At 67.8% G+C, this 18,753-nt stretch carries 19 protein-coding genes and 1 pseudogene; 7 read left to right on the top strand and 13 right to left on the bottom strand.

What is annotated here, in order from left to right:
- Positions 1-162 precede the first annotated feature (162 nt).
- Positions 163-486 (top strand): hypothetical protein, encoded by a 324-nt coding sequence (locus DY240_RS29090; protein ID WP_119663138.1) that lies wholly within the window; start codon positions 163-165, stop codon positions 484-486.
- Positions 487-624: 138 nt separating this feature from the next.
- A complete protein-coding gene (locus tag DY240_RS29085; protein WP_119663137.1) occupies positions 625-1,182 on the top strand; it encodes a hypothetical protein in 558 nt (185 codons plus the stop codon).
- 355 nt (positions 1,183-1,537) lie between these two features.
- Here the strand turns inward: DY240_RS29085 and DY240_RS29080 are convergent, their stop codons facing one another.
- The 9 genes and pseudogenes from DY240_RS29080 to DY240_RS33600 all read right to left on the bottom strand — a co-directional run bounded on the left by DY240_RS29080 (position 1,538) and on the right by DY240_RS33600 (position 13,099).
- Entirely contained in the window at positions 1,538-2,119 is a 582-nt protein-coding gene (locus DY240_RS29080; protein WP_119663136.1) for a hypothetical protein, read from the bottom strand.
- Complete coding sequence (locus tag DY240_RS29075) at positions 2,116-2,439, bottom strand: hypothetical protein (RefSeq protein WP_147375576.1); 324 nt, start codon at positions 2,437-2,439, stop codon at positions 2,116-2,118. Before DY240_RS29075 ends, DY240_RS29080 begins: the two co-directional genes overlap by 4 nt.
- On the bottom strand, positions 2,436-7,901 hold the full coding sequence (locus tag DY240_RS29070) for a hypothetical protein (RefSeq protein WP_158603048.1): 5,466 nt from the start codon (positions 7,899-7,901) through the stop codon (positions 2,436-2,438). The genes DY240_RS29075 and DY240_RS29070 overlap by 4 nt, the downstream gene beginning before the upstream one ends.
- A 793-nt stretch (positions 7,902-8,694) precedes the next feature.
- On the bottom strand, positions 8,695-9,021 hold the full coding sequence (locus DY240_RS29065; protein WP_147375575.1) for a ribbon-helix-helix domain-containing protein: 327 nt from the start codon (positions 9,019-9,021) through the stop codon (positions 8,695-8,697).
- Between the two features lie 575 nt (positions 9,022-9,596).
- Positions 9,597-10,472, bottom strand: coding sequence for a hypothetical protein (locus DY240_RS29060; protein WP_147375574.1), 876 nt, complete (start codon positions 10,470-10,472; stop codon positions 9,597-9,599).
- 18 nt (positions 10,473-10,490) lie between these two features.
- Entirely contained in the window at positions 10,491-10,838 is a 348-nt protein-coding gene (locus DY240_RS29055; protein ID WP_119663131.1) for an aldo/keto reductase, read from the bottom strand.
- Between the two features lie 30 nt (positions 10,839-10,868).
- Complete coding sequence (locus DY240_RS34260) at positions 10,869-11,726, bottom strand: carbohydrate ABC transporter permease (RefSeq protein ID WP_119663130.1); 858 nt, start codon at positions 11,724-11,726, stop codon at positions 10,869-10,871.
- Positions 11,720-12,581 (bottom strand): annotated as a pseudogene (locus DY240_RS34255) (ABC transporter permease). Before DY240_RS34255 ends, DY240_RS34260 begins: the two are co-directional and overlap by 7 nt.
- Before the next feature lie 128 nt (positions 12,582-12,709).
- Complete coding sequence (locus DY240_RS33600; RefSeq protein ID WP_233552920.1) at positions 12,710-13,099, bottom strand: hypothetical protein; 390 nt, start codon at positions 13,097-13,099, stop codon at positions 12,710-12,712.
- Here DY240_RS33600 and DY240_RS33835 point away from each other — a divergent pair.
- The 3 genes from DY240_RS33835 to DY240_RS29025 are packed head-to-tail and all read left to right on the top strand — an operon-like array spanning position 13,054 to position 15,200.
- Positions 13,054-13,503, top strand: coding sequence for an SDR family NAD(P)-dependent oxidoreductase (locus tag DY240_RS33835; RefSeq protein ID WP_267901705.1), 450 nt, complete (start codon positions 13,054-13,056; stop codon positions 13,501-13,503). The two genes, DY240_RS33600 and DY240_RS33835, sit on opposite strands and share 46 nt — an antisense overlap.
- Positions 13,504-13,506: 3 nt before the next feature.
- Complete coding sequence (gene dgoD, locus DY240_RS29030) at positions 13,507-14,649, top strand: galactonate dehydratase (RefSeq protein ID WP_119663127.1); 1,143 nt, start codon at positions 13,507-13,509, stop codon at positions 14,647-14,649.
- Positions 14,649-15,200: an FAD-dependent oxidoreductase gene (locus DY240_RS29025; RefSeq protein WP_119663139.1), complete on the top strand. Its 552-nt coding sequence runs from the start codon at positions 14,649-14,651 to the stop codon at positions 15,198-15,200. The genes dgoD and DY240_RS29025 overlap by 1 nt, the downstream gene beginning before the upstream one ends.
- 130 nt (positions 15,201-15,330) lie before the next feature.
- Here the strand turns inward: DY240_RS29025 and DY240_RS29020 are convergent, their stop codons facing one another.
- Positions 15,331-15,969 (bottom strand): NAD(P)-dependent oxidoreductase, encoded by a 639-nt coding sequence (locus tag DY240_RS29020; protein ID WP_119663126.1) that lies wholly within the window; start codon positions 15,967-15,969, stop codon positions 15,331-15,333.
- Between the two features lie 81 nt (positions 15,970-16,050).
- On the opposite strand from DY240_RS29020, the gene DY240_RS29015 reads away from it, so the two are divergent.
- Positions 16,051-16,497, top strand: coding sequence for a MarR family winged helix-turn-helix transcriptional regulator (locus DY240_RS29015; protein ID WP_147375573.1), 447 nt, complete (start codon positions 16,051-16,053; stop codon positions 16,495-16,497).
- A 98-nt stretch (positions 16,498-16,595) separates the two neighbouring features.
- Here DY240_RS29015 and DY240_RS29010 read toward each other — a convergent pair whose 3' ends face one another.
- A complete protein-coding gene (locus DY240_RS29010) occupies positions 16,596-17,225 on the bottom strand; it encodes an NAD(P)-binding oxidoreductase (protein WP_147375572.1) in 630 nt (209 codons plus the stop codon).
- A 92-nt stretch (positions 17,226-17,317) separates the two neighbouring features.
- On the opposite strand from DY240_RS29010, the gene DY240_RS29005 reads away from it, so the two are divergent.
- Positions 17,318-17,923 (top strand): TetR/AcrR family transcriptional regulator, encoded by a 606-nt coding sequence (locus DY240_RS29005; protein WP_119663123.1) that lies wholly within the window; start codon positions 17,318-17,320, stop codon positions 17,921-17,923.
- Positions 17,924-17,942: 19 nt separating this feature from the next.
- Here DY240_RS29005 and DY240_RS33095 read toward each other — a convergent pair whose 3' ends face one another.
- Positions 17,943-18,233 carry a hypothetical protein gene (locus DY240_RS33095; RefSeq protein WP_199702689.1) on the bottom strand — a complete coding sequence of 97 codons (291 nt, stop codon included), beginning with the start codon at positions 18,231-18,233 and terminating at the stop codon, positions 17,943-17,945.
- 211 nt (positions 18,234-18,444) lie between these two features.
- Positions 18,445-18,603, bottom strand: coding sequence for a hypothetical protein (locus tag DY240_RS32620; RefSeq protein WP_158603047.1), 159 nt, complete (start codon positions 18,601-18,603; stop codon positions 18,445-18,447).
- Between the last annotated feature and the right edge of the window lie 150 nt (positions 18,604-18,753).

The following is an 18,753-nucleotide window of genomic DNA, read 5'->3' as shown; positions in this document are numbered from 1 at the left end:
CCGGCAGAGCGTTAGCTCGCCGCTACGCGGCTCGCATTGCCGCAGTTGAACCCCGCTAAAGCGGGGTCCGTGCTAGCGCTGGCATGTGTTTATGCGTTACAATGGTTTACGTAAATCTGAGTTGCGTAGGTTTACGTAAACTTGAGTTGGAGGGAATCTCTCATGGCGACTGTCCTCACCCACCCGGACGCCGCAGGCGGAGACGTCGAGGAGTCGGTGCTGCGCCCGCGTCGGCTGGAGTACGGACCGGGCCTGTTCGAGTGGTTCAAGGCCGCGGCCGACGGCGCCGGCGACGACACCATCATCCCTGTCATCAACGATGTCGCTACGGTGTGTGCGGACCACTGCTTGACGTGGCCGGCCCGCGGGACCTACATCACGCGGGTGACAGTTCGTGGTCGCGAGCTGGACGTCACCACGGTCGAGGACCGCTCGGTGACGGTCGTGTCGCTCGCCGAATCGGTCGGCGCCGAGCTGGCAGCCTGATCCCAGCCGACTGCCGGCGGTCGGGCCCTAACGTGCGGGGTCCGGCCGCCGGGGCCCGGCAACCTTCGTGAAGGGTTAAATGCTGTGGCTCTCGACCTTGTGTACGCAGCCCCGTCGACGACGGGACGCTGGCACGCCGTGATCGGCGAGCGGGCGCTCTGCTCAGGCAAGCTGGTCATCTTGCTCGATCTCGCGGTGCCCGTAGGCCGCACCGAGGATCGAACCCGCTGCAAGCGCCGGGCGTGCGCCACATTCTGGTCAGACGGCGCGTCGCCGGCTACGCGAGCCCGCGAGATCATGCAGCGCAGGCACGCCCGGGAGGGCCTGTACGAGGCGCGCTGGAGTCGCACCACCGACAACAAGGTGATGTGGCGCAAGCAGGGGTGGCTGGAGCCACACGTCGTCTACATCGAGCATCTCCCCCGGCTGCGGGTGTTTCGTGTCGGGCTGTCCGCCCAGAGGGTGTGGCCAGATACCGCGCGCCAGCTCCGTCGACGAGGCGGCGTGATCGTCGACGAGGTCACCGTCGAGAACCGGCATGCCGCGGTCCTGGTGAAGCTGGACGTGCTCGAGCTGGTCGACCTGTGGCGTCGCGAGCTGCACCCATCCCGCCTTCAGAAGGGCGGTACTGAGGTGTGGCGGCAGTCAGGCCCGACTGTCGACCTGATCTACGTCGCGGAGATGATCGAGGACTAGCGGTGTCGCCGACGGTGGCGACGAGGCTCACGGGGCAGCCACCGTGTAGTCGCCGGCCGTACAGAGGTCACGCTGACAGAACCGGTAGACGGCCAGCGGATCGCGCGAACTGGACCGCCACTCGCCCCCACTGGTGACCTTCGGCGGCACACACACGCCTCGCACAACATTCTGGGCAGACCTGCTCAGCGTCGGTGAACAGCCAGCCGTCTCCCACGTAGCGTCGGGCCTGCTCGACAGAGTCGAAGTGCGGCGCGCCGTCTTCCCAGCATTCGTCGCCGCAATCGTCACAGGTGAGGGTGACGCACGGTTTGCTAGCCATCTGGATCAACGTCGTCGCCTCTCTCGATACTGGTCATCGGGGCTCGAACTCGAGTTCCGAGATCGACTGGATGAAGGCGCCGCCGGCGACGCCACCCTCGAAGTAGAAGATATCGATCAGCCCTTCGAGGGTCTCCTCGAACCTCGTCGGGTCGCCGGATTCCCAGGCCTCGTTCAGCATCGCGGCCGCCTCGGGCGGCAGCTGCATCCTCTTGGTCTTCCGGTCCCGCGGCTTCTCATTGGAGATTGTCATGATCCCCGCGAAGAAGAGAGTGGCACCGCGCGTGCGCATCCGTTCGGACTTGCGTGACCGCCGGGTCTGGGCGCTGGCGTTGCGGCGCCGCGTCGCCCTGGTGGCCATCCGGCGCAGCTTCCTCGCGTTCTCACCCGTCGGCGTGGCGCGGCGCTCCGGATCCGGGTGCGTCCAGCGCCGCATCGTGGACTCCGAGACGCCCAGATCTGCGGCCGCAGCGGCGATGTCAGGGTTCCCGGTCCGGTTCCGCCCGTATACCCACACGACGGCCTCGCGCGGATCGGTGATCGACGGTGGCTTGTCCCGGCCGCTCATGACGCGCCAGATCAGCCGCTCGGCCCGCCGGCGCTCTCGCTGCTTCACGATGTCCTCCCTCCGACGACGACGTCGACGAGTTCGCGCAGCACGATCCGCCGGTCGTGCTCGTCGTCCAGGCGGCGCCCGCGCAGCGCCGTCGCGTGCCAGATCACCTCGTCGAAGGCCGCGTAGACGGCTGTCGGATCGGGCGGAGCGGGCATCTGGTCGAGAGTGCCGGCGATGGCGCGTGTCTCTCGGGCCGCCCTGCCAAGGATCTCCTGGAGCTCGTGCTCGTCCCAGTCGTCTGCCGGGGTCTGCTCGACGAGCTCCAGGAGGTTCTCCAGGTCGACGCTGACCGCGCGTAGCAGGTCGGCCACTCTGGTCACCCTCGCTCCCCGTCGGCGGTGCCGAGGCTGGCCATCCAGTCGGCCGTGTCGATCAGCAGGCCAGACTCGGCGAGCTTCTTCAACGCCGTCGGGTACGGTCGCCGACTCAGCAGCCGTTTCACCTGCGGCGTGAGCTCCGCGGAGTACTGCGGCTTGGGCTTGCCGAGCTTGACCGCGTCCAGCGGCTCGATCGGCTTGCCGGCCTCGAGGTGGTTGCCGGGCCACGCAGTGATCGGGTTCGGGTCGTCGGACACGTAGTAGAGCGCGTCGAAGTAGATCGCGATCGGCCACTGGCCGGTGCGAGTGCCGATCTTGTCGATCATCCACCGCATGTTGCTCTTGGCCTGCGCGATGACCTGGTGACGCCAGTCCGGCCGGTACAGCGGTGACTGCCGCTCGGCTTGCCGGTCCGCGGCGAACTTACCGATCGGGGCGACGCCGGTCAGTTTCACGTCGGGCAGCACCATCTCGGCGTCGCGGCTGCCGTCGTTCTTGAGCGCCTTGAGCGCTTCGCGAAGATGCGCCGTCCAGCCCTCCAGGTACCGGCTGGTCCGGGCCGTGGAGGTGTCGCGCGGGCCGCCCCTGGTCGGTAGCGCCGGCCAGAGGTAGGCCTCGAGGATCTCGATGTCCATGCCGCGCCCGAAGTCCAGGTTGGGGTTGGTCAGCCACCACAGCGTGGGGGTGGCGACCCAGGAGGTCTCGCGCCGCTGCCCGGTGATGAAGTCGGGCGGGAACGGGTCGGGCTGGAACGGGTCGTCCCACTCCGGCGTCACGATCCGCCAGAACCCCGGCCGGCGCTGATCGAAGTCGGCGCCGTTCGGGTAGTGCTCGGCTGGGATGGCGCCGCCCAGCAGGGTGGCGCCGGCGGCGGCCACGTAGTGGGCGTTGCGGTCGTACACGTGCAGGTACTTCTTCTCGAATTCGCTCGGCTGCAGGTTGCGGGTCCACACCATCTCTGGCTCCACACCCGGCTTGACGGCCGGTGGGCACGGCTCGACGTAGGTGTCGATCGCCTCGATGCGGCCAGCGCGTCCGGTCCCGGAGCGGGGCTTGATCGTCTGCATGAGGTCCTGCCCGGTGACGCCGGCGGAGATCCGGTAGGGGATCCCGACGCGCCGGGCGAACAGGTCGAGACGCTTCGCGATGGTGGTGGCGTCGGGCTGGTCCTTCAGGATCATCTTCGGGTTGTCGTCCAGGTACGGGATCAGGATGATCCGCGCGGCGAGTCCGCTGGTGTGCCGCCAGGTCGACCAGCCGGCTAGGTGACCGGGGAACGGCTCCCAGCCGTCGGCCGCCGCCGCGGTGATGAAGGGCAGAGCGGCGCTCTCCTTCGTCAGCACCTTGTCGCGCTCGTCGAGATCGTCCGGCAGTTCGGTGAGGATCGGCACGCCCATGGCCCGGCAGGCGGCTTCGGTGACAGCCACCTGGACATACTCGCGGGCCCGGCCGTTGAACCACACCAGTCCGAGGTCGTGGCCTAGCTGCGCGAGCTGGCCACCGTGGACGAGCTGCTCGGGAAGCGGGGTGATGCGGCCGCCCGGGTGGTGTACGCCGTCGACGTCGACGACGACAGCAACCACCTGCTGGTCGGGCGACACACGCGCCGACCGCGGGGTCTGAGATGCCGCAAAGGCATCCCGCTGGGCCTCGGGCTCCTGTGTCGGCTCGACGGCCGCGGAGCCGCTCTCAACGCCCGGAGAGGCCTCCTGCGCGGCCGGCGTCGAGGCAGGGCTCGTGTCGGCGCCGAGGACGCCCTGAGCCTCGTCTGCGGCCGCGTCGGCACCTGTTGCCGCGGCCCGCGCGACCAGCTGGTCCAGGACGTCGAGGCAGTCACCACCGATGTGCACCGGAACTCCGTCGACGGCGACCGACGCGGGCTCACCGCAGGCGCGGCATGGCTGTGCAGGGCTGAGCGTGGTGTGCTCGCCGTAACGCCAGGCAGGCACGGCACCCTCCTCCGAAGACGTGGCCGCGCCCTCCTGGGGACCGACGGAGTCGTCGGCGGTGGACGCGTCAGGATGATCGTCCAGCGTGGGGCCGACAGAGTCGGCCGGCCCGCCCTGGTCGTGGAGGTCTTCCCCGCCGCCCTCGTTGCCGCCACTGGGCGGCGCTGTGGGCGGGGCCCACGGCGCCGGCTGCGCACCGCCGTGGTCGTCGTCGACGTCGCGGAACAGCCCGTCCAGATCGATGTCCCACACCCGTGCCAGGCCACCCGGGACCGAGCGGCGCACGGTGCGGCGCCGCTTACCCTGCTCCTCTGCGGTAGTCAGGATCCCGAGCTCGTCAAGCGCGACGGCTGCGACATGCTCGGTCAGCGGCATCTCCGCCCCGGCGGCGCTGGTGATGTCGCGGATGGCGGCCACAGCGGAAGCGGGCCGCAGGTAGAGCCGGGCGCCGTCGCTGGTGAAACGGACGGCGCCGGCCGGCTTGCCGCGTGCCTCGAGCCGGTAGAACGCCTCCCCCGTCTCGTGGCTGGTGCCGATGCGGTTGCGCCGCCACCCGAGGCGGAGCGCATCCGGCTCTGGTGGCTCGGCGCCGTCGGTGGCAGTGACATGGATCAGGCCCGACTGGAGCGCCTCGGCCAGCGCACGCCGGACCCGCCCCCCGGTCGTGGTGGGACTGTCGGGGTCGGTCTGCCGGATCGCCGCGGCGGTGATGCCGGACACGACCCGGCCCATCAGCTGGGTCCGCTCATCGGCATTGATCACGCCGTTGTCGAGCAGGAACTCAGTGAGCAGCCACCAGCCCGCGACGAGCTCACCGCCGGCGGCCGCCACTCGGTCACCCTGTCCAGCAGCCCGGATCGCCGCTGCGTACCGGCCGGAGTGCTCCCTGAGTTGCTCCCGCCGCATCGTCAGGTTCGGGCACAGCCAGGCGACGAAGCTGCTCAGCAGCGCGTTGCGGGCGAACCGCGCCTCGGCTCGGTCCAGGGCCAGGATGTCCTCGAGCTGGACGTCGCCGGGGTTGAGTTCGACGACGAACCACCGCTGATCTCCGGAAGCGGTGAAGCCGCGGACCTCGCTGGTGATCATGGCCGACCCGCCCGGGGGGGCGGAGTATCGCAGCTCCTTCTCACGGTTCTCGGTCAGCTTCTCTTCGCGGTTGAAGAACATCCGGTTGATCACGGACAGCCGCTTTTGCGCGTCGCTGTAGCCCCCGTCGGGGGCGACGTCGTCGAGGACGGACAGCACGTCGCGGCAGCTGGCGAGGACGTTCCTCGCGCCGTTGATGGAGGCTCCGTTCCCGGTCATCGACAGCAGCGGCGTCGTGCGCTCCCACCGCGTCCCGTAGTGGTGCTGCACGAGCGTGGCCAAGGCGGTCTTGTACGTGCCCGGCACGCCGAACAGGCCGAGACTGGACTCCATCGGCTGAACGACCGCACGATAGGCGGCGCCGACCAGTGGGACGGCGATCGGTGCGCCGAGCCGGTTGAGCATGTCCAGCCCGGCTATCTCCCACAGCTGGCGCAGATCCTCAGCACGATCGATAGGGTCGACGAGCTCGTAACGGGCCAGCGGGCCGACGAAGCTCGTCGGTACCTCGACGTTGCCCGAGGATGTGAGCTTGCCGCCGGCGTGGATGAACGCCCACTCGTCGCCATGCTGCCGCCATCCGGTGGCGGCGTAGACCGTGGTGACTGGATACACGGGGCTGATGGCGCGGATGGCGTCGTAGACCGAGGAGCGGCCGGACTTGGACGAGTCGTAGAGCAACCCTGCGATCGGCAGGTCGTCAAGCCAGTCACCGCTGCGGAACTCGCGGGCCGGCACGCGATAGCGGCACCGCTCACCGGTGGCGGGGTCGTCGTAACCGACGACGTAGTGGCTGATGGTGGGCAGTGGCTGCACCCGCCGGGCCTTCGCCTCATCGGAGAGGTGATCCTCCGCGGCAAGGTTGGCCTCGCGGATCTCGCCGCGCTCGATGGTGACGACCAGGTTCAGGACGCGCTTGAGGCCCTTGTCGGTGACCCTGATGATCTCGCCGTCGAGGACCTCGTACTGTGGCCCGAAGATCACGGGATCGTCGTCGCCACCGCTTCCCGGCCAGGGACCCTTGACCGTCTTTCCCCCACCGCGGCCGCCACCAGCGCCAGCGCCGCCGGCGGCGGGGCCACCCGAGTCCTCGGCGCCTTCGGTGCGCGGGAAGAGGTCGAGCGTCTCAGTCATCGCCTCGTCGACATCGTCGTCTGGCCGGGCTCCGGACTCCGTGAACGCCTCCCCAGCGATGCGCTGGGCGAGCTTGACGGAACGCTGCATGCGCAGCCGTTCCATCGTCCCGGGACCGGTCGGCAGATCAATGAGCCCTTTGGCTGCAGCGGTGACCTTCAGCAGGTGGGTTCCGACCTCGGCAGCCCACCGTTCGGCCATCCGTTGCTCGGTCTCGGCCGTCTTGGTGGCCTGTCGCTGCTGGGCCTGGCTGGCTCGTTGCAGCCGAGCCCGGATCTCCTCTAGGTCCTTGTCGGCCTTGCCGGCCTCCACCTCCGCCTCAGCAACGAGCGCCATCGCGGCCAGCTCATGATGTGTGACCTCGACGACGTCGTCGAGTCCGAGGCCCTCGTCCAGGTGATCGGTGAGGTCCTGGTGGTCGCCGAGCACAGCTGGCAGGAGCAGACGAATCGACTGCGCGCCGACCTCGGTGAGCAGCTTGTGTGCCTGGATTCCTCGCCGGTATCCGGCCAAGTCCCGGTCAATGAAGACGAGGACGTGCGCGCCGGCAAAGACGGCAAGCTGGTGGGCCTTGAGGTTCGAGGCGCCGCCGGGGTTCGTGGTCGTGACCAGTCCCGTCCGATGCTGGGCGTTCTTGGCGTCCTTCTCTCCCTCGCACAGCCCGACCGGTTCTCCGTAGCTCACTGCTGCGGCAACGTCGGCCAGGTGCCACAGCACCGGGCTGAAGCCGTCCGGCGCCTTCGTCATCCATTTGCCCGGCTCACCGGGGTCTGGGAAACGCTGCCAGAACTGCTTCTCGCGAAGGGTTTCCCCCGTCTGGCGGTTCACGACCATGCGCTCCTCCCGCACAGCCTGCGACACCAGCTGGCCGTCAATGTCGGTGTAGTCGTAGGTCGCCGTGATGGCCCAGTCGCTGAGGACCTGGAGATCCGGCTGGTCCTTGACGAGCCGGGCCGGCAGCCGGCCGCGGCGGTTGGCGGGGCGTTTCGGGGGGCGCGTGGACTTCGGTCGCCGCGCTCGTTGGCCGCGCGGCGGCAGCGGCTCGTCGAAGACGTCTTCCCAGGTCATGCCGAGGGCTTCGACGATGTCGACCGTGGTGCACCCGGCGTGGCAGTACATCAGTGTCTTGCCGTCGGCCGGTTTGTAGTCGATCGACAGGCTGGCCCTGAGGTCAGAGTGAATCGGGCACGTCGCCTGGATGTGGTTCCCACGCGTCTGGTAGCGGTGGCCGGCACGGTCGAGCGCATCGCGGAGGACGTCGAGCGAGTTGCGCTTCTGGCTCCCCAGGACCGTCACCAGCAACCCCTCCCACCGTCGCGCCAGCCCGAGGGCAAACGCCGCTGCGGCTGTCGCATGGCGCCCTCGTCACGTTGATGTGGTGCGTGAGGGGCGTCTGTTGTGACACCGAAGGAGGAAGGAAGTTCGAGGGTCAGGATCCAGCGCTGAGGGTTCTGGGACAAACCGGTCGCGTTCGCTGCGGGCACCATCGAGCAGCTGCGCTCACGCACAGACCGACGACGCGGCTGCGCGTGCTGGTGACCAGCGCCCGACACGGGGTATCCTCCAAATCGCAGAAAGAGTGCATGCAGGCAACACCAACCCGGTGAGCCGAGCGCCAACTCGCCTCACAGTCCACGGGTCATGGATGTCGCGCCTTGCGTGTTCGAGGGGTCTCGGTGCCGGCAAGCAGACGAGGCCCCTCGTGCTATTTCAGGTGGTCTCCGAGGCCTCCCTCACAGTCGTCTGGGTCCGCCACGCGACGACGCCTACGGGCGGTACAGAGTCCTGGGCCTGCGGCGATGGCAGCGCCCGCCCCGAACGCGTGTCAGTCCCACTGGCGTTGAATCGCGCGCCGCTACAGCACCAAGAGCGACCCGCGAGCTGGCCATCGAGCGTGCGCGAGATCGGCGCGCCGCGCCCGTCCGGCCCCGGCGCTGAGACGCGCCGTAGGCCCGCAGATGCCACGGATGTGGCCGGAAGTGCGGTTATGCTGGTCAACATCAGAGCGCGCCTCCTAGGTCGCTCGTTCGAGAAGACGTAGCCCTCGGGACATTCGCTGGCCGGCGGTACCCGGGGGTTTCGTCATGTCTTAAGCCGATCTTGCTGCATCCCACTCTGCGTGGACCGCGTCGGCACCCTTGGAGTCCCGCCGACGCATGCGGGTCACACTGGGCTCGACGGCCTCGCGGTCGAACAGCGCAGGTCGAGAGGCAGCGTCGTGGTCGTCTGTCTTCTTCTGCTCCTCGACGAGCCACGATGGCATCGGCAGGCCGTGGTGCTGTGCCAGCACCACGGCGAGGTAGTCGCTGCGGCTCTTGTAGCCTCCCGCTTCGACCTCGGCGTCGTACCTCGCAAGATGGTCCGGCGGCAGACGCACGAGCGCCGGCACGCGATCACCCTTCTTCGGTCTGGCCATGTCGCGCAACTTATCGCCAAAGCTGTTTCGGAAACCGATTCAGCGGCGGCGTGTCGCAAACGGAATCAGAAACACATTGGGCGACTTCGCAGCAGCCACGCGCGCGCACTCGCGCGTACACCTGAAAGGTGGCCACGATCGAAAAAGTGGGCACCTCGCTGCAACTCCGCAGGTCACAGGCTCATGTGCGGTGCCCACCCCTGGTGGGCACCTGGTGGGCACCTGGTACGGCAACTTGCACGTACCCGCAGGCCAGAGCGATGCGGCAGGTGCCCACCACAAGGTGGGCACCTGCGGAGCAGGCCCGTTAGCAGAATCGCGGCATCCGGTCGTGGCTACCGTGTGCCGTCTGGGGCGACTGAGCAGGTGACGCCGCCAGTACGGCTCTGCCATTCGCTGATGCGCTCGAAGCCTGCGGATCGCAGTATGCGATCCCAGATCCAGTGGTAGCGCGGGCCGTTGACCTGGACCGGTCCGAGCACGGTCCGATCGTCGATCCCGCGGACGACGACGTGATCCCCGGGTCTCGGCTGGCGGGCGGACGAACACCACCCAAGCTGTCAGGTCCATCGGGTTCAGTCCGGTGTCGGCGTCGGCATCCAGGCTTCCAAGATCTCCAACGCTGTGTCAGCGATTGCGTCCGAACGCGGGTCCGCGATGTGCAGACCCCGCCATGGATGCCAGCCGTGCTGCTCGAGGACCGCTCCTGCCGCCGCCCGGAGGTCGCGGCTGGAGCGCGCGTCATCATCGGACGTCGCGTGGCACACGGCGAGACGGACCTGCCACGCGAACCTGGCAATGGTCGCCGCGAGCAGCGGGCCGGCCATCGTGCGCCAGGGTGTCGACCACGTCCAACGCTCCACCAGCAACACGTTGCGTGGTCCGCGGCCGATGAACTCGTCGAGCTCTGGTTCGAACTGCTGACCATCGGCGGTAAGAACCGTATCGACCAGCTCCGGGTGGATCGATTCCCAGCTGTCGTGCGTGACGGTCCACATGGACACGTCGCCGACGTGTCGCACCGACTCCTCGCACGGCCCGATCACATCCGCGCTCGCCCACCAGGCCTGCGGTTGACGCCGCATCAACAGCCAAGCGGCGCTCCGACTGCGCACGGTCAGCTCGATGTTCAACGGATCGGCTGGGAACGACGACACGGTGCCACCGCCCCGATTATCCCGTCGTCGCCTGAGCGTCGGGTCGCTCAAGCCCGGTGGTCGCGCTTCAACAGGCGCGGCGATGGCCCGCCGGCGAGCAGCAAGCACAGCATCGGCAGCTTGTGGAGGCAGCCCGCACTCCGGGCACACCTGTCGGTTGCGGTAGGCATTATAGACGGCTGGCGTGGCCGCGTCGCAGCCGGGACAGCTGACGAGTACGGCCAGCAGCGTGGCGAGGCCTTCCTCGGCTAGGGCGTGTCTCATAACCGTTTGAGCCATCACCATCTGGCTCAAACGGTTATGAGACACGCCCTAGCCCTGTCGAGGCTCTTCGATAGGAACATGGTAAGCCGCGAGGAGGCCGCTCTCCACGAGCTCATGCCACAGGTCGGCGGGGATTGGCTGCCGAAACAGGGCGACATTCTCCTGGAGCTCGGCGACTGTTCTGGCGCCGGTGAGAACCGAAGTCACGACGGGGTGGCCGAGGGGGAACTGCAGTGCAGCGGCTTTGAGTGGGACGCCGTGGCGTCGGCACACGCCGTCGATCTGCCGTGCTCGGGCGACGATCTCCAGCGAAGCGGGTCGGTAGTCGAATGTTGCCGTCGCCGCCAGCGCCAGCGCGCAAGCCAGCGCGCCGGCCAGGTAGAACCTACTCCTCATGACTTTCCTCCAATTCTGATCGTGCAGCGGTTAACCCTTGACCGAGCCGATCATGATTCCCTTTTGGAAGTGTTTTTGAATGAATGGATAGACGGCGATCATTGGTATAGCCGCCACCACAATTGCCGCCATTTGCAGGGTGACTGTCGGAAGGGCGGCGTCGATGTTTTCGGTCGACTGCGAGCGCGCCAGCAGGTTGCGCACGACGACTTGCAGCGGATAGAGGTCCTGCTCGCGGATATACAGGACCGCCTGGAGAAACTCATTCCAGTGCCCGACGGCGTAGAACAGGCCCAGCGTGAGCATTACGGGCACGGACAGCGGCAGTACGATCTTCAACAAGATGCGGAACTCGCCGGCACCATCGATCCGGGCCGCGTCGATAAGGTCCTGAGGGAGACCCTCGAAGAACGTCTTCATGACCAGGACGTTGAACACCCAGATGGCACTGGGAATGATCATCGCCCACACCGTGTCCAGCAATCCCGTGGCCTTGACGACCAGGTACGTGGGGATGATCCCGGCGTTGAACAACATGGTGAACAGCACCGCGAGCAGAATCGCCGCCCGGCCCGGCAGCTCTTTGCGAGAAAGCGGGTAGGCCATCAGGGTGGTCAGGAACATGTTGACGACGGTTCCAACCACGGTGATGAACACAGTGACGGCGAGGGCACGCGGGATCGCAGGATCGGCAAGCAGTTGCCGGTAGGCGTCGACGGTGATTGCGCGCGGAATCACCACATAGCCGCCGTTACGGAGGATCTCTCCGTACGGAGTCAGCGACGCCGAGATAACGAACAACAATGGAAAGACCGAGATGATCGCCACGAATACCAGCGCAGCGTTTACGCCGGCGTTGACGACCCGATCTTCGCGCCCGGTCACCATAGCTGGCCGTCCCATCGCCGGGCCAGCCGATTGGCCACAAGTATCAGGGCCAGGCCGATAATCGACTTGAACATTCCGACTGCGGCAGCCAGGGAGAAGTTCAGGTCTTGCAAGCCGGTGCGGAACACCCCAGGTGTCGATGATGTCGGCTACCGGATAGACCTGAACGTTGTAGAAGACGTAGACGTGTTCGAAGCCGGCCTCGAGGATGGTCCCGAGCCGGAGCACGAAGAGCAAGATGATCACGTTGCGGATGCCGGGCAGCGTGATATGCCAGATTTGTCGCAGCCGGCCTGCTCCATCAACACGCGCCGCCTCGTACAGCGCCGGGCTGATGCCCACCATCGCGGCCAAGTAGATGATCGCCCCCCATCCCAGGTCCCGCCAGGCATCGGAGCCGACCAGCACAGTGCGGAACCAGTCGGTCGAGGTCAGGAACCCGATGGGGGTGCCGCCCAGGTTCTCGATCCACCGGTTCACGAGCCCGGTGCTCGGCGACAGGAACGCGAGGGTGATACCAAAGATGATCACCCAGGACAGGAAGTGCGGCATGTAGCTGAGCGTCTGTACCCAGCGGCGTAGCCAGTTCAGCCGGCACTCGTTGAGTAGCAGGGCCAGCAGGATCGAGGGGACCGTTCCCCAGATGATCTTGTAGACCGAGATCAGGAACGTGTTGGTCAGCAGCTGCCCGAAGTACACCGATGAGAAGAACTGGGTGAAGTACTTGTACCAGGGGTCGGCCCACGGGCTACCCAGGATCCCCAGGCCCAGGTTGTAGTCCTTGAAGGCAACGATCAGCCCGTACATCGGTGCGTACCGGTAAATCGCGAACCAGAGCAGTGGGAGCGCAAGCATCAGATACAGCGCCCGGTACTGCCAGAACCGCGACCTGCTGACGCGGCCCAGCCTCCGCCGCAGCCGGCCGGCCGACCGGCTCGGCGGAGCCCCGCCCGACAGCGCCGCCCTGGTTTCCTTGACGGCGGTCACGACACCACAGCTCCGGCCCTGCTCAGCCGGCCGTCAGGCACTCGCGGCGTGACCGCCGTGGTGATCGCCGGCTCACACCAGCCGTACAGCTTGCTCGCGACCACTGCTGTGAGCAGCAGCGGAGCGGCCGGGAACAGGTAACTCAGCGCACCCGCCACGATCACGACGGACAGGCTGCGAACGGTAGTGCCGGGACGACCGATGGCGAACAGCGCAGACAGTCGTAGCAGCCGGCCTACGCTGACGTGGTATCCGACCATCAGGGGGAAGACGTAGATCGACGCCGCCGCGACCAGCAGCCCCGCCATTGCCACGCCAACGCGAACACCGGCACCGGCCGGTGCCGGCAACGTCGAAGCGACCTGGGTGGCATGCACGAACGTCACCGCCGCGACCATCCAGAGCGCTTGGACCACCATGGCCTGGCGCGCGTTGGCGGCGAGATGCCGCCAGAACGAGCGCCATCGAGCGGCGTCACGGCCGCGCGACTCGTCACTCGGCCTACGCGGCGTCCAAGGGGGCGCTGTGTGCGCTGGCCCGCGAGTTGGCCGTCGAGTACGGCCCTCACGTTCGGGTCAACGCTGTACTGCCCGGCCCGATCAAGACCGAAGCGTGGCGCGATGCAAGCCCCGACTCGGTGGCCGACATCGGTCGCCTCACGGCGCTCGACCGGGTTGGCCGGCCGGACGAGGTGGCCGCGGTGGTCGCATTCCTCGCCTCCCCGGAAGCGTCGTACGTCACCGGCGCCAACGTCGTCGTCGACGGAGGCTGGAGCATCCGTAAGGAGTAGCGGGTGAAGATCACCAAGCTTGAGACGTTCCTGGTGCCGCCACGGACGTGTTTACTGCGCATGGGCACCGACGAGGGCATCATCGGCTGGGGCGAGCCGGTGCTGGAGGGCCGGGCTCATACTGTGGCCGCGGCGGTCGCGGAGTTCGCCGACTATCTGGTCGGCCAGGATCCGTTGCGGATCGAGCAGCACTGGCAGGTGCTCACCAAGGGTGGTTTCTACCGGGGCGGCCCGGTGTTGTCCAGCGCGGTCGCAGGTGTCGACCAAGCCCTTTGGGACATCGCCGGAAAGGTCCACGGCGTCCCGGTGCACCGGTTGCTCGGCGGCCCGGTGCGTGATCGGGTGCGCCTGTATGCACACCTCGACGCTGAATCCGGCGACCTCGCCGAACAGGCCGCTCAGCGAGTCGAGGCCGGGTTCACCGCCGTCAAAACCTCCGCCCCGGTCCAGCACCGTGCCCTGGACTCACCGGCGGCGGTTCGGCGGTTGGTCGACGACGTCGCCACCATCCGTGACGCAGTCGGCACCGAGGTCGACGTCGCCGTGGACCTGCACGGGCGGCTGAGCCTGCCGGCCGCCCGGCGGGTGCTCCCCCTCCTCGAGCCGTTGCTTCCGCTGTTCGCGGAGGAACCGGTCGTACCCGAGCAGAGCGCCCAGCTGGCCCAGATCGTCGACGCCACCAGCATCCCGATCGCTACCGGAGAACGACTGTACTCGAGGTGGGATTTCGCGCCCGTCCTGTCGGCCGGCGTGGCGGTCGTCCAGCCAGATGCGTCGCACGCCGGCGGCATCTCCGAGGTGCGCCGCATCGCCGCACAGGCGGAGTTGCACGATGCGACTCTGGCCCCGCACTGCCCTCTCGGGCCGATCGCGCTCGCCGCCTGCCTGCAACTGGGCTTCGCCGTCCCGAACTTCCTGATTCAAGAGCAGGTCCTGGCCGGTGGGCCGTACGACACCACGGCAGGGCTGGGTTATCTGGCCGACACCTCGGTGTTCAGCAGCCGCGACGGCTACATCAAGCTGCTCACCGGCCCTGGCCTCGGGATCGAGATCGACGAGAAGGCGGTCATCCGGGCCGCCGAACTCGGCCACCGGTGGCGCACCCCTCAGGTACACCACGACGACGGATCCCGGGCCGAGTGGTGATGACTCACGCCGATGTCGCCGTATACGGCGGTGTCCCAGGCGGCATCACTGCGGCGGTCGCGGCGGCCCGAGAGGGCGCGGCGGTGCTCGACGAGGCTGGTGTGTGGGTCCACGACGTCCAGCACGACCGCCGCAAACCGGATGCGATCGCCATCAGCAGCCACTTCATCGACAGCCACCACGTCCAGCGGCTCGCCGTCTCTCCGACCGAGTTCGTCAACGAGGGCCGCATTTGGCGCATCGGTCGGGCGTACCAGATCCCGTACCGCTCCCTTATCCCGAAGCGCGGCCAATGCACCAACCTGATCGTCCCCGTCGCGGCGAGCTTCACCCACGTCGCCTTCTGCACCTATCGCCTGGAAAGCACCTGGATGACGGCCGGACAAGCCGCCGGTGTCGCCGCCGTCCAGGTCGCCCGGGACGGCACTGCCGTGCAGGACCTCGACGTCGCCGAACTACAAGCCCGGTTGAGTGACCAGGGACAGATCATCGACTTCGTCCCCGGCCAACCCGAGCGCTTCCCCGGCGGCCCGGGCTGGCGCGAGTTCTGACGAGGTCAGTCAGATAGCCCTTCCTGCAAGGCATGTACGGCGTCGTCACCCGATCCACAAGCCGCCACTGACGTCGAGTACGGCCTCGGTGCGTCAGCCGCCCCGGATGCAGGCCGCGCGCCGACTGGCGTCAGTACGTCAGGTACGGCGCCTGGCGTTCGTGGCCGCCACCGACGGTCAGGTCGACCAGAGCTCGGCCCACGTCGGCACGGCGGATCGCGCGAGTGGTCAGGCCGGGCGCGTCGTCGGAGAGGCGGTACCCTCCGCGGGGCGGACCGTCGACCAGCCGTGGGGGCCGGACCATCGTCCAGGCCAGACCGCCGCCGGACGCGGCGAGCACGTCGGCCTCGGCCTGCTTGTCCGCGACGACGTCCGGCAGCAACCTGCGGGCCAGCGCAGCGGCCAGCCGCGCCTGCCACGCCGGCGCATCTCCGGCCACTTGCGTGGCCGCACCGTTGATGGCCACCAGCCGGGTGATGCCCACCGTGCACATCGCTGCCAGAACGTGTTCCATTGCGCGGCGCCCGGTGTCCGCAGCGGAGCGCTTGGAGACCCCCAACGCGTAGACCACCGCGTCGGCTTCGGCCAGAGCGGACGCCACCACAGCCGCTTCAGTGGCATCGCCCTCGACGACCATCAATCGCTCATGGCTGATCGTCAGCCGCTCCTTGTCGCGCACCAGCGCCCGCACCTCGTGTCCCTCGGCTAGCGCAAGCCGGACCACCTCCCGGCCCACTCCACCGGCCGCACCCAGGATCGACAACAGCACCGCTTCTCCTCCACGTCAGGACTCCTGACGCAAGGATGGCATCCAGATGCGCCCCGTCGCAAGTCAGGTACCCTGACAGTCGTGACCCCTCGCCCGGCCCGCCCCCCGCTCGCCATGCTGCTGCTGCAACGCGGCCGCTGGCTTGACCGGGTCATGACCGCCCGACTCCACGCCCGAGGCTGGCCGAAGCTGACCTCTGCCCAGTCGCTGGTGTTCGCCTCCCTCCACCCTGAGAGCACCCCGTTGGCCGTCCTGACCGAGCGACTCGGCACCACCCGCCAATCCACCCACGAGCTGGTCACGGGACTCGTCAAGCTCGGCCTGATCAGCCTGGTTCCCGATCAGGACGACCCGCGTCGCCGCTCGATCGAACTCACACCTAACGGGCGCCGCCTCGCCAGACAGGCCGCCACGATCTTCGCCGAACTCGAACGACACCTGGCCGACCAACTCGGCTCTGACCGCCTTGAGCTGCTGCGTGACACACTCACCGCCGAATGGGAACCCCCGCAGAACACAGCGCCATGAGGCCGGCCCGGCGTACGGGGTGGATGTCGGATCGAGCGGCTTGGGGTGCTCAGCAGCGACGACCGAGGAACGGGTCACACTGGGCCGACGCCGGCAGCTCACACCGAGGCGATGGTGAGGAAGCGGAGCGCGGTGGGGGGCGGGTTCGTAGCGAGGTCGGCGAGGCAGTCGGCGAGGTCTTCGCGGTGCAGGCGGAGGGACGACGAGGCTTTGCCGGTGACCTCCTGGTAGCCGCTGGCCGGTCGGTCGTCGAGGCGCGGTGGGCGAACGATGGTGGCGGGGATGCCGCTAGAGCGGATCAGCTCCTCCTGGCGGTCGACCTCCGCGAGACGGTCCGCTCCGACGACTCTACGGTAGATCCAGCGGGCCGCCCGGGACAGTTGGTCGGCGCTCCCGTGTCCGCCCAATGCCGACACGGCAACGAGATGAGAGTCAGCACCGGACTGTGCCAGCGCGGCTAGTAGCGCCCGGGTCGCGTCGGATCGCACCGTACCGGGCTCGGCCATGCGGGAGGCCGCAACCATCGTGATCACCACGTCGGCATCCTTGATCGCGCTGAACACCGAGCCGACGTCGGTCGCATCACCTTGTAGCCACCGCACCGTGGAATCGGCCGTCTCAGGCGGCGCTTGCCGGGTCAAGGCGGCAACCGACCCAATGGCAGTGAGACGACCGAGTAGATGGCGGCCAGTCGCGCTCGTAGCACCCAGAACGGCGAGGTGCGGCATGAGGTCCTCCGTCAATGTTGTCGATGTCTACTTCAGTGTAGGAGTAGTGTAGACGCTGGCAACATTGGCCCGTCAAGACACATGGAGGCGTAGTGGAACGCGGCTACCACCACGGGGATCTCCGTCGGGCGCTGATCGAGGCAGGTATCGAGTTGCTCGATGACGGCGGGGTCGAGGCGGCCGGCCTCCGGGCCGCGGCACGCAAGGCAGGCGTCAGTCATGCGGCCCCGTCACGGCACTTCAGGGACGTGGCCGCATTCGTCGCCGCGATCGCTGCGGCCTGCTTCGAACAACTCGCTGAGTCGATGGCGTCGGCCCGGATGACGTCCTCAGATTCCGTGTCCGGTTTCCGGGCCACTGGGCTTGCGTACGTGTCGTTCGCACTCGACCATCCGAACCGCTTCCGCGTGCTCTCACATCCTCTCGTCAGCAACAAGGCGAGCTTTCCCGAACTCCGCGACGCCTCGGAGCGAACGTTCGGGGTGCTCCGTCAAGCGATCATCGACGCGCAGGCCGAAGGCACGGTGCGAAGCGACGACCCGGCAACGGTGGCGCTAGCAGCATGGTCAATGGCCCACGGCCTGGCGATACTTCTCGTCGATCAACAACTACAGGGCAAAGGGTACGCCGCCGATCCCCAGCAACTCACTGACAACATTCTCGAGCACCTCTACGAAGGGCTACGGCCGCACGGCTGAGTCTGGACCAGCGCCGTCCTCAGGCCGCGGGACGCCGCGTGAACAGGTTGACGCGCGCCGAGCCTGCTTTGCCGTCGCCCGCGGTGACCGGGCTGCGCCAGATTGCGACAGCGAATGCGATCAGCCAGAGGCTCCACAGCACGTAGCCGACGAAGTTGGCAGCGTCGACCCCGGGTACGCCCACAGGCACCAGGGTGGTCCACGCGGCGGTGAGTAGGTAACCGGCCGTTTCACCGACAATGGTTCCCAGCACGAGATTGAGCCGGTCGAAGGTGTACGCGGCTTGGTCGCGTTGCTCGGAGTCGGCCACCTGCGTGGCGAGAAGCGGCACAACCAAGGGCCAGCGCAGCAGTCCGGCGACCAGTTCCGTTGGGGCATCCGCAGCCTACTGGCCGCGGCTGTGCCACCGAATTGAGCCGATGACCCGGGCTCGGCAGATCACGGCGCGAAACCCGTCGCGTGGAGCGCGGCGGAGGGCACTCGAATGGCGGCATTGGTCGGTGCCGCACCTCCGGTCGAGCTCAGTCCTCCGTTCCGGCGAAGGTGGTGGTGGCCTCGTCGGGGCGGATGTCGGTGAGTGTGCCGTCGTAGTGCCGCAGCTGATACGCCTGGTAGGGGTAGTGGGTGAGCAGGTCCTCGTTGATGTCGACACCGAGCCCGGGCGTGTCATCGAGCCGCATTCGCCCGTCGACCAGGCGCGCGGACTCAACTGCCAACTCTTGTCGCCACGGCACGTCTGTGGCCATGTGAACCGCTCCGGCGTGTCCGGAGACTTTCTAGTTTGAGACTTCAGCGGCTGCTGGGGTCTGGTGGTGAGCGTAGTGAGCGGC

It is taken from the genome of Jiangella rhizosphaerae (assembly GCF_003579925.1).
Taxonomy (GTDB): domain Bacteria; phylum Actinomycetota; class Actinomycetes; order Jiangellales; family Jiangellaceae; genus Jiangella; species Jiangella rhizosphaerae.
Note: the sequence above shows the minus strand (reverse complement) of the source record. Positions and strands in the feature narration are given on the sequence as shown.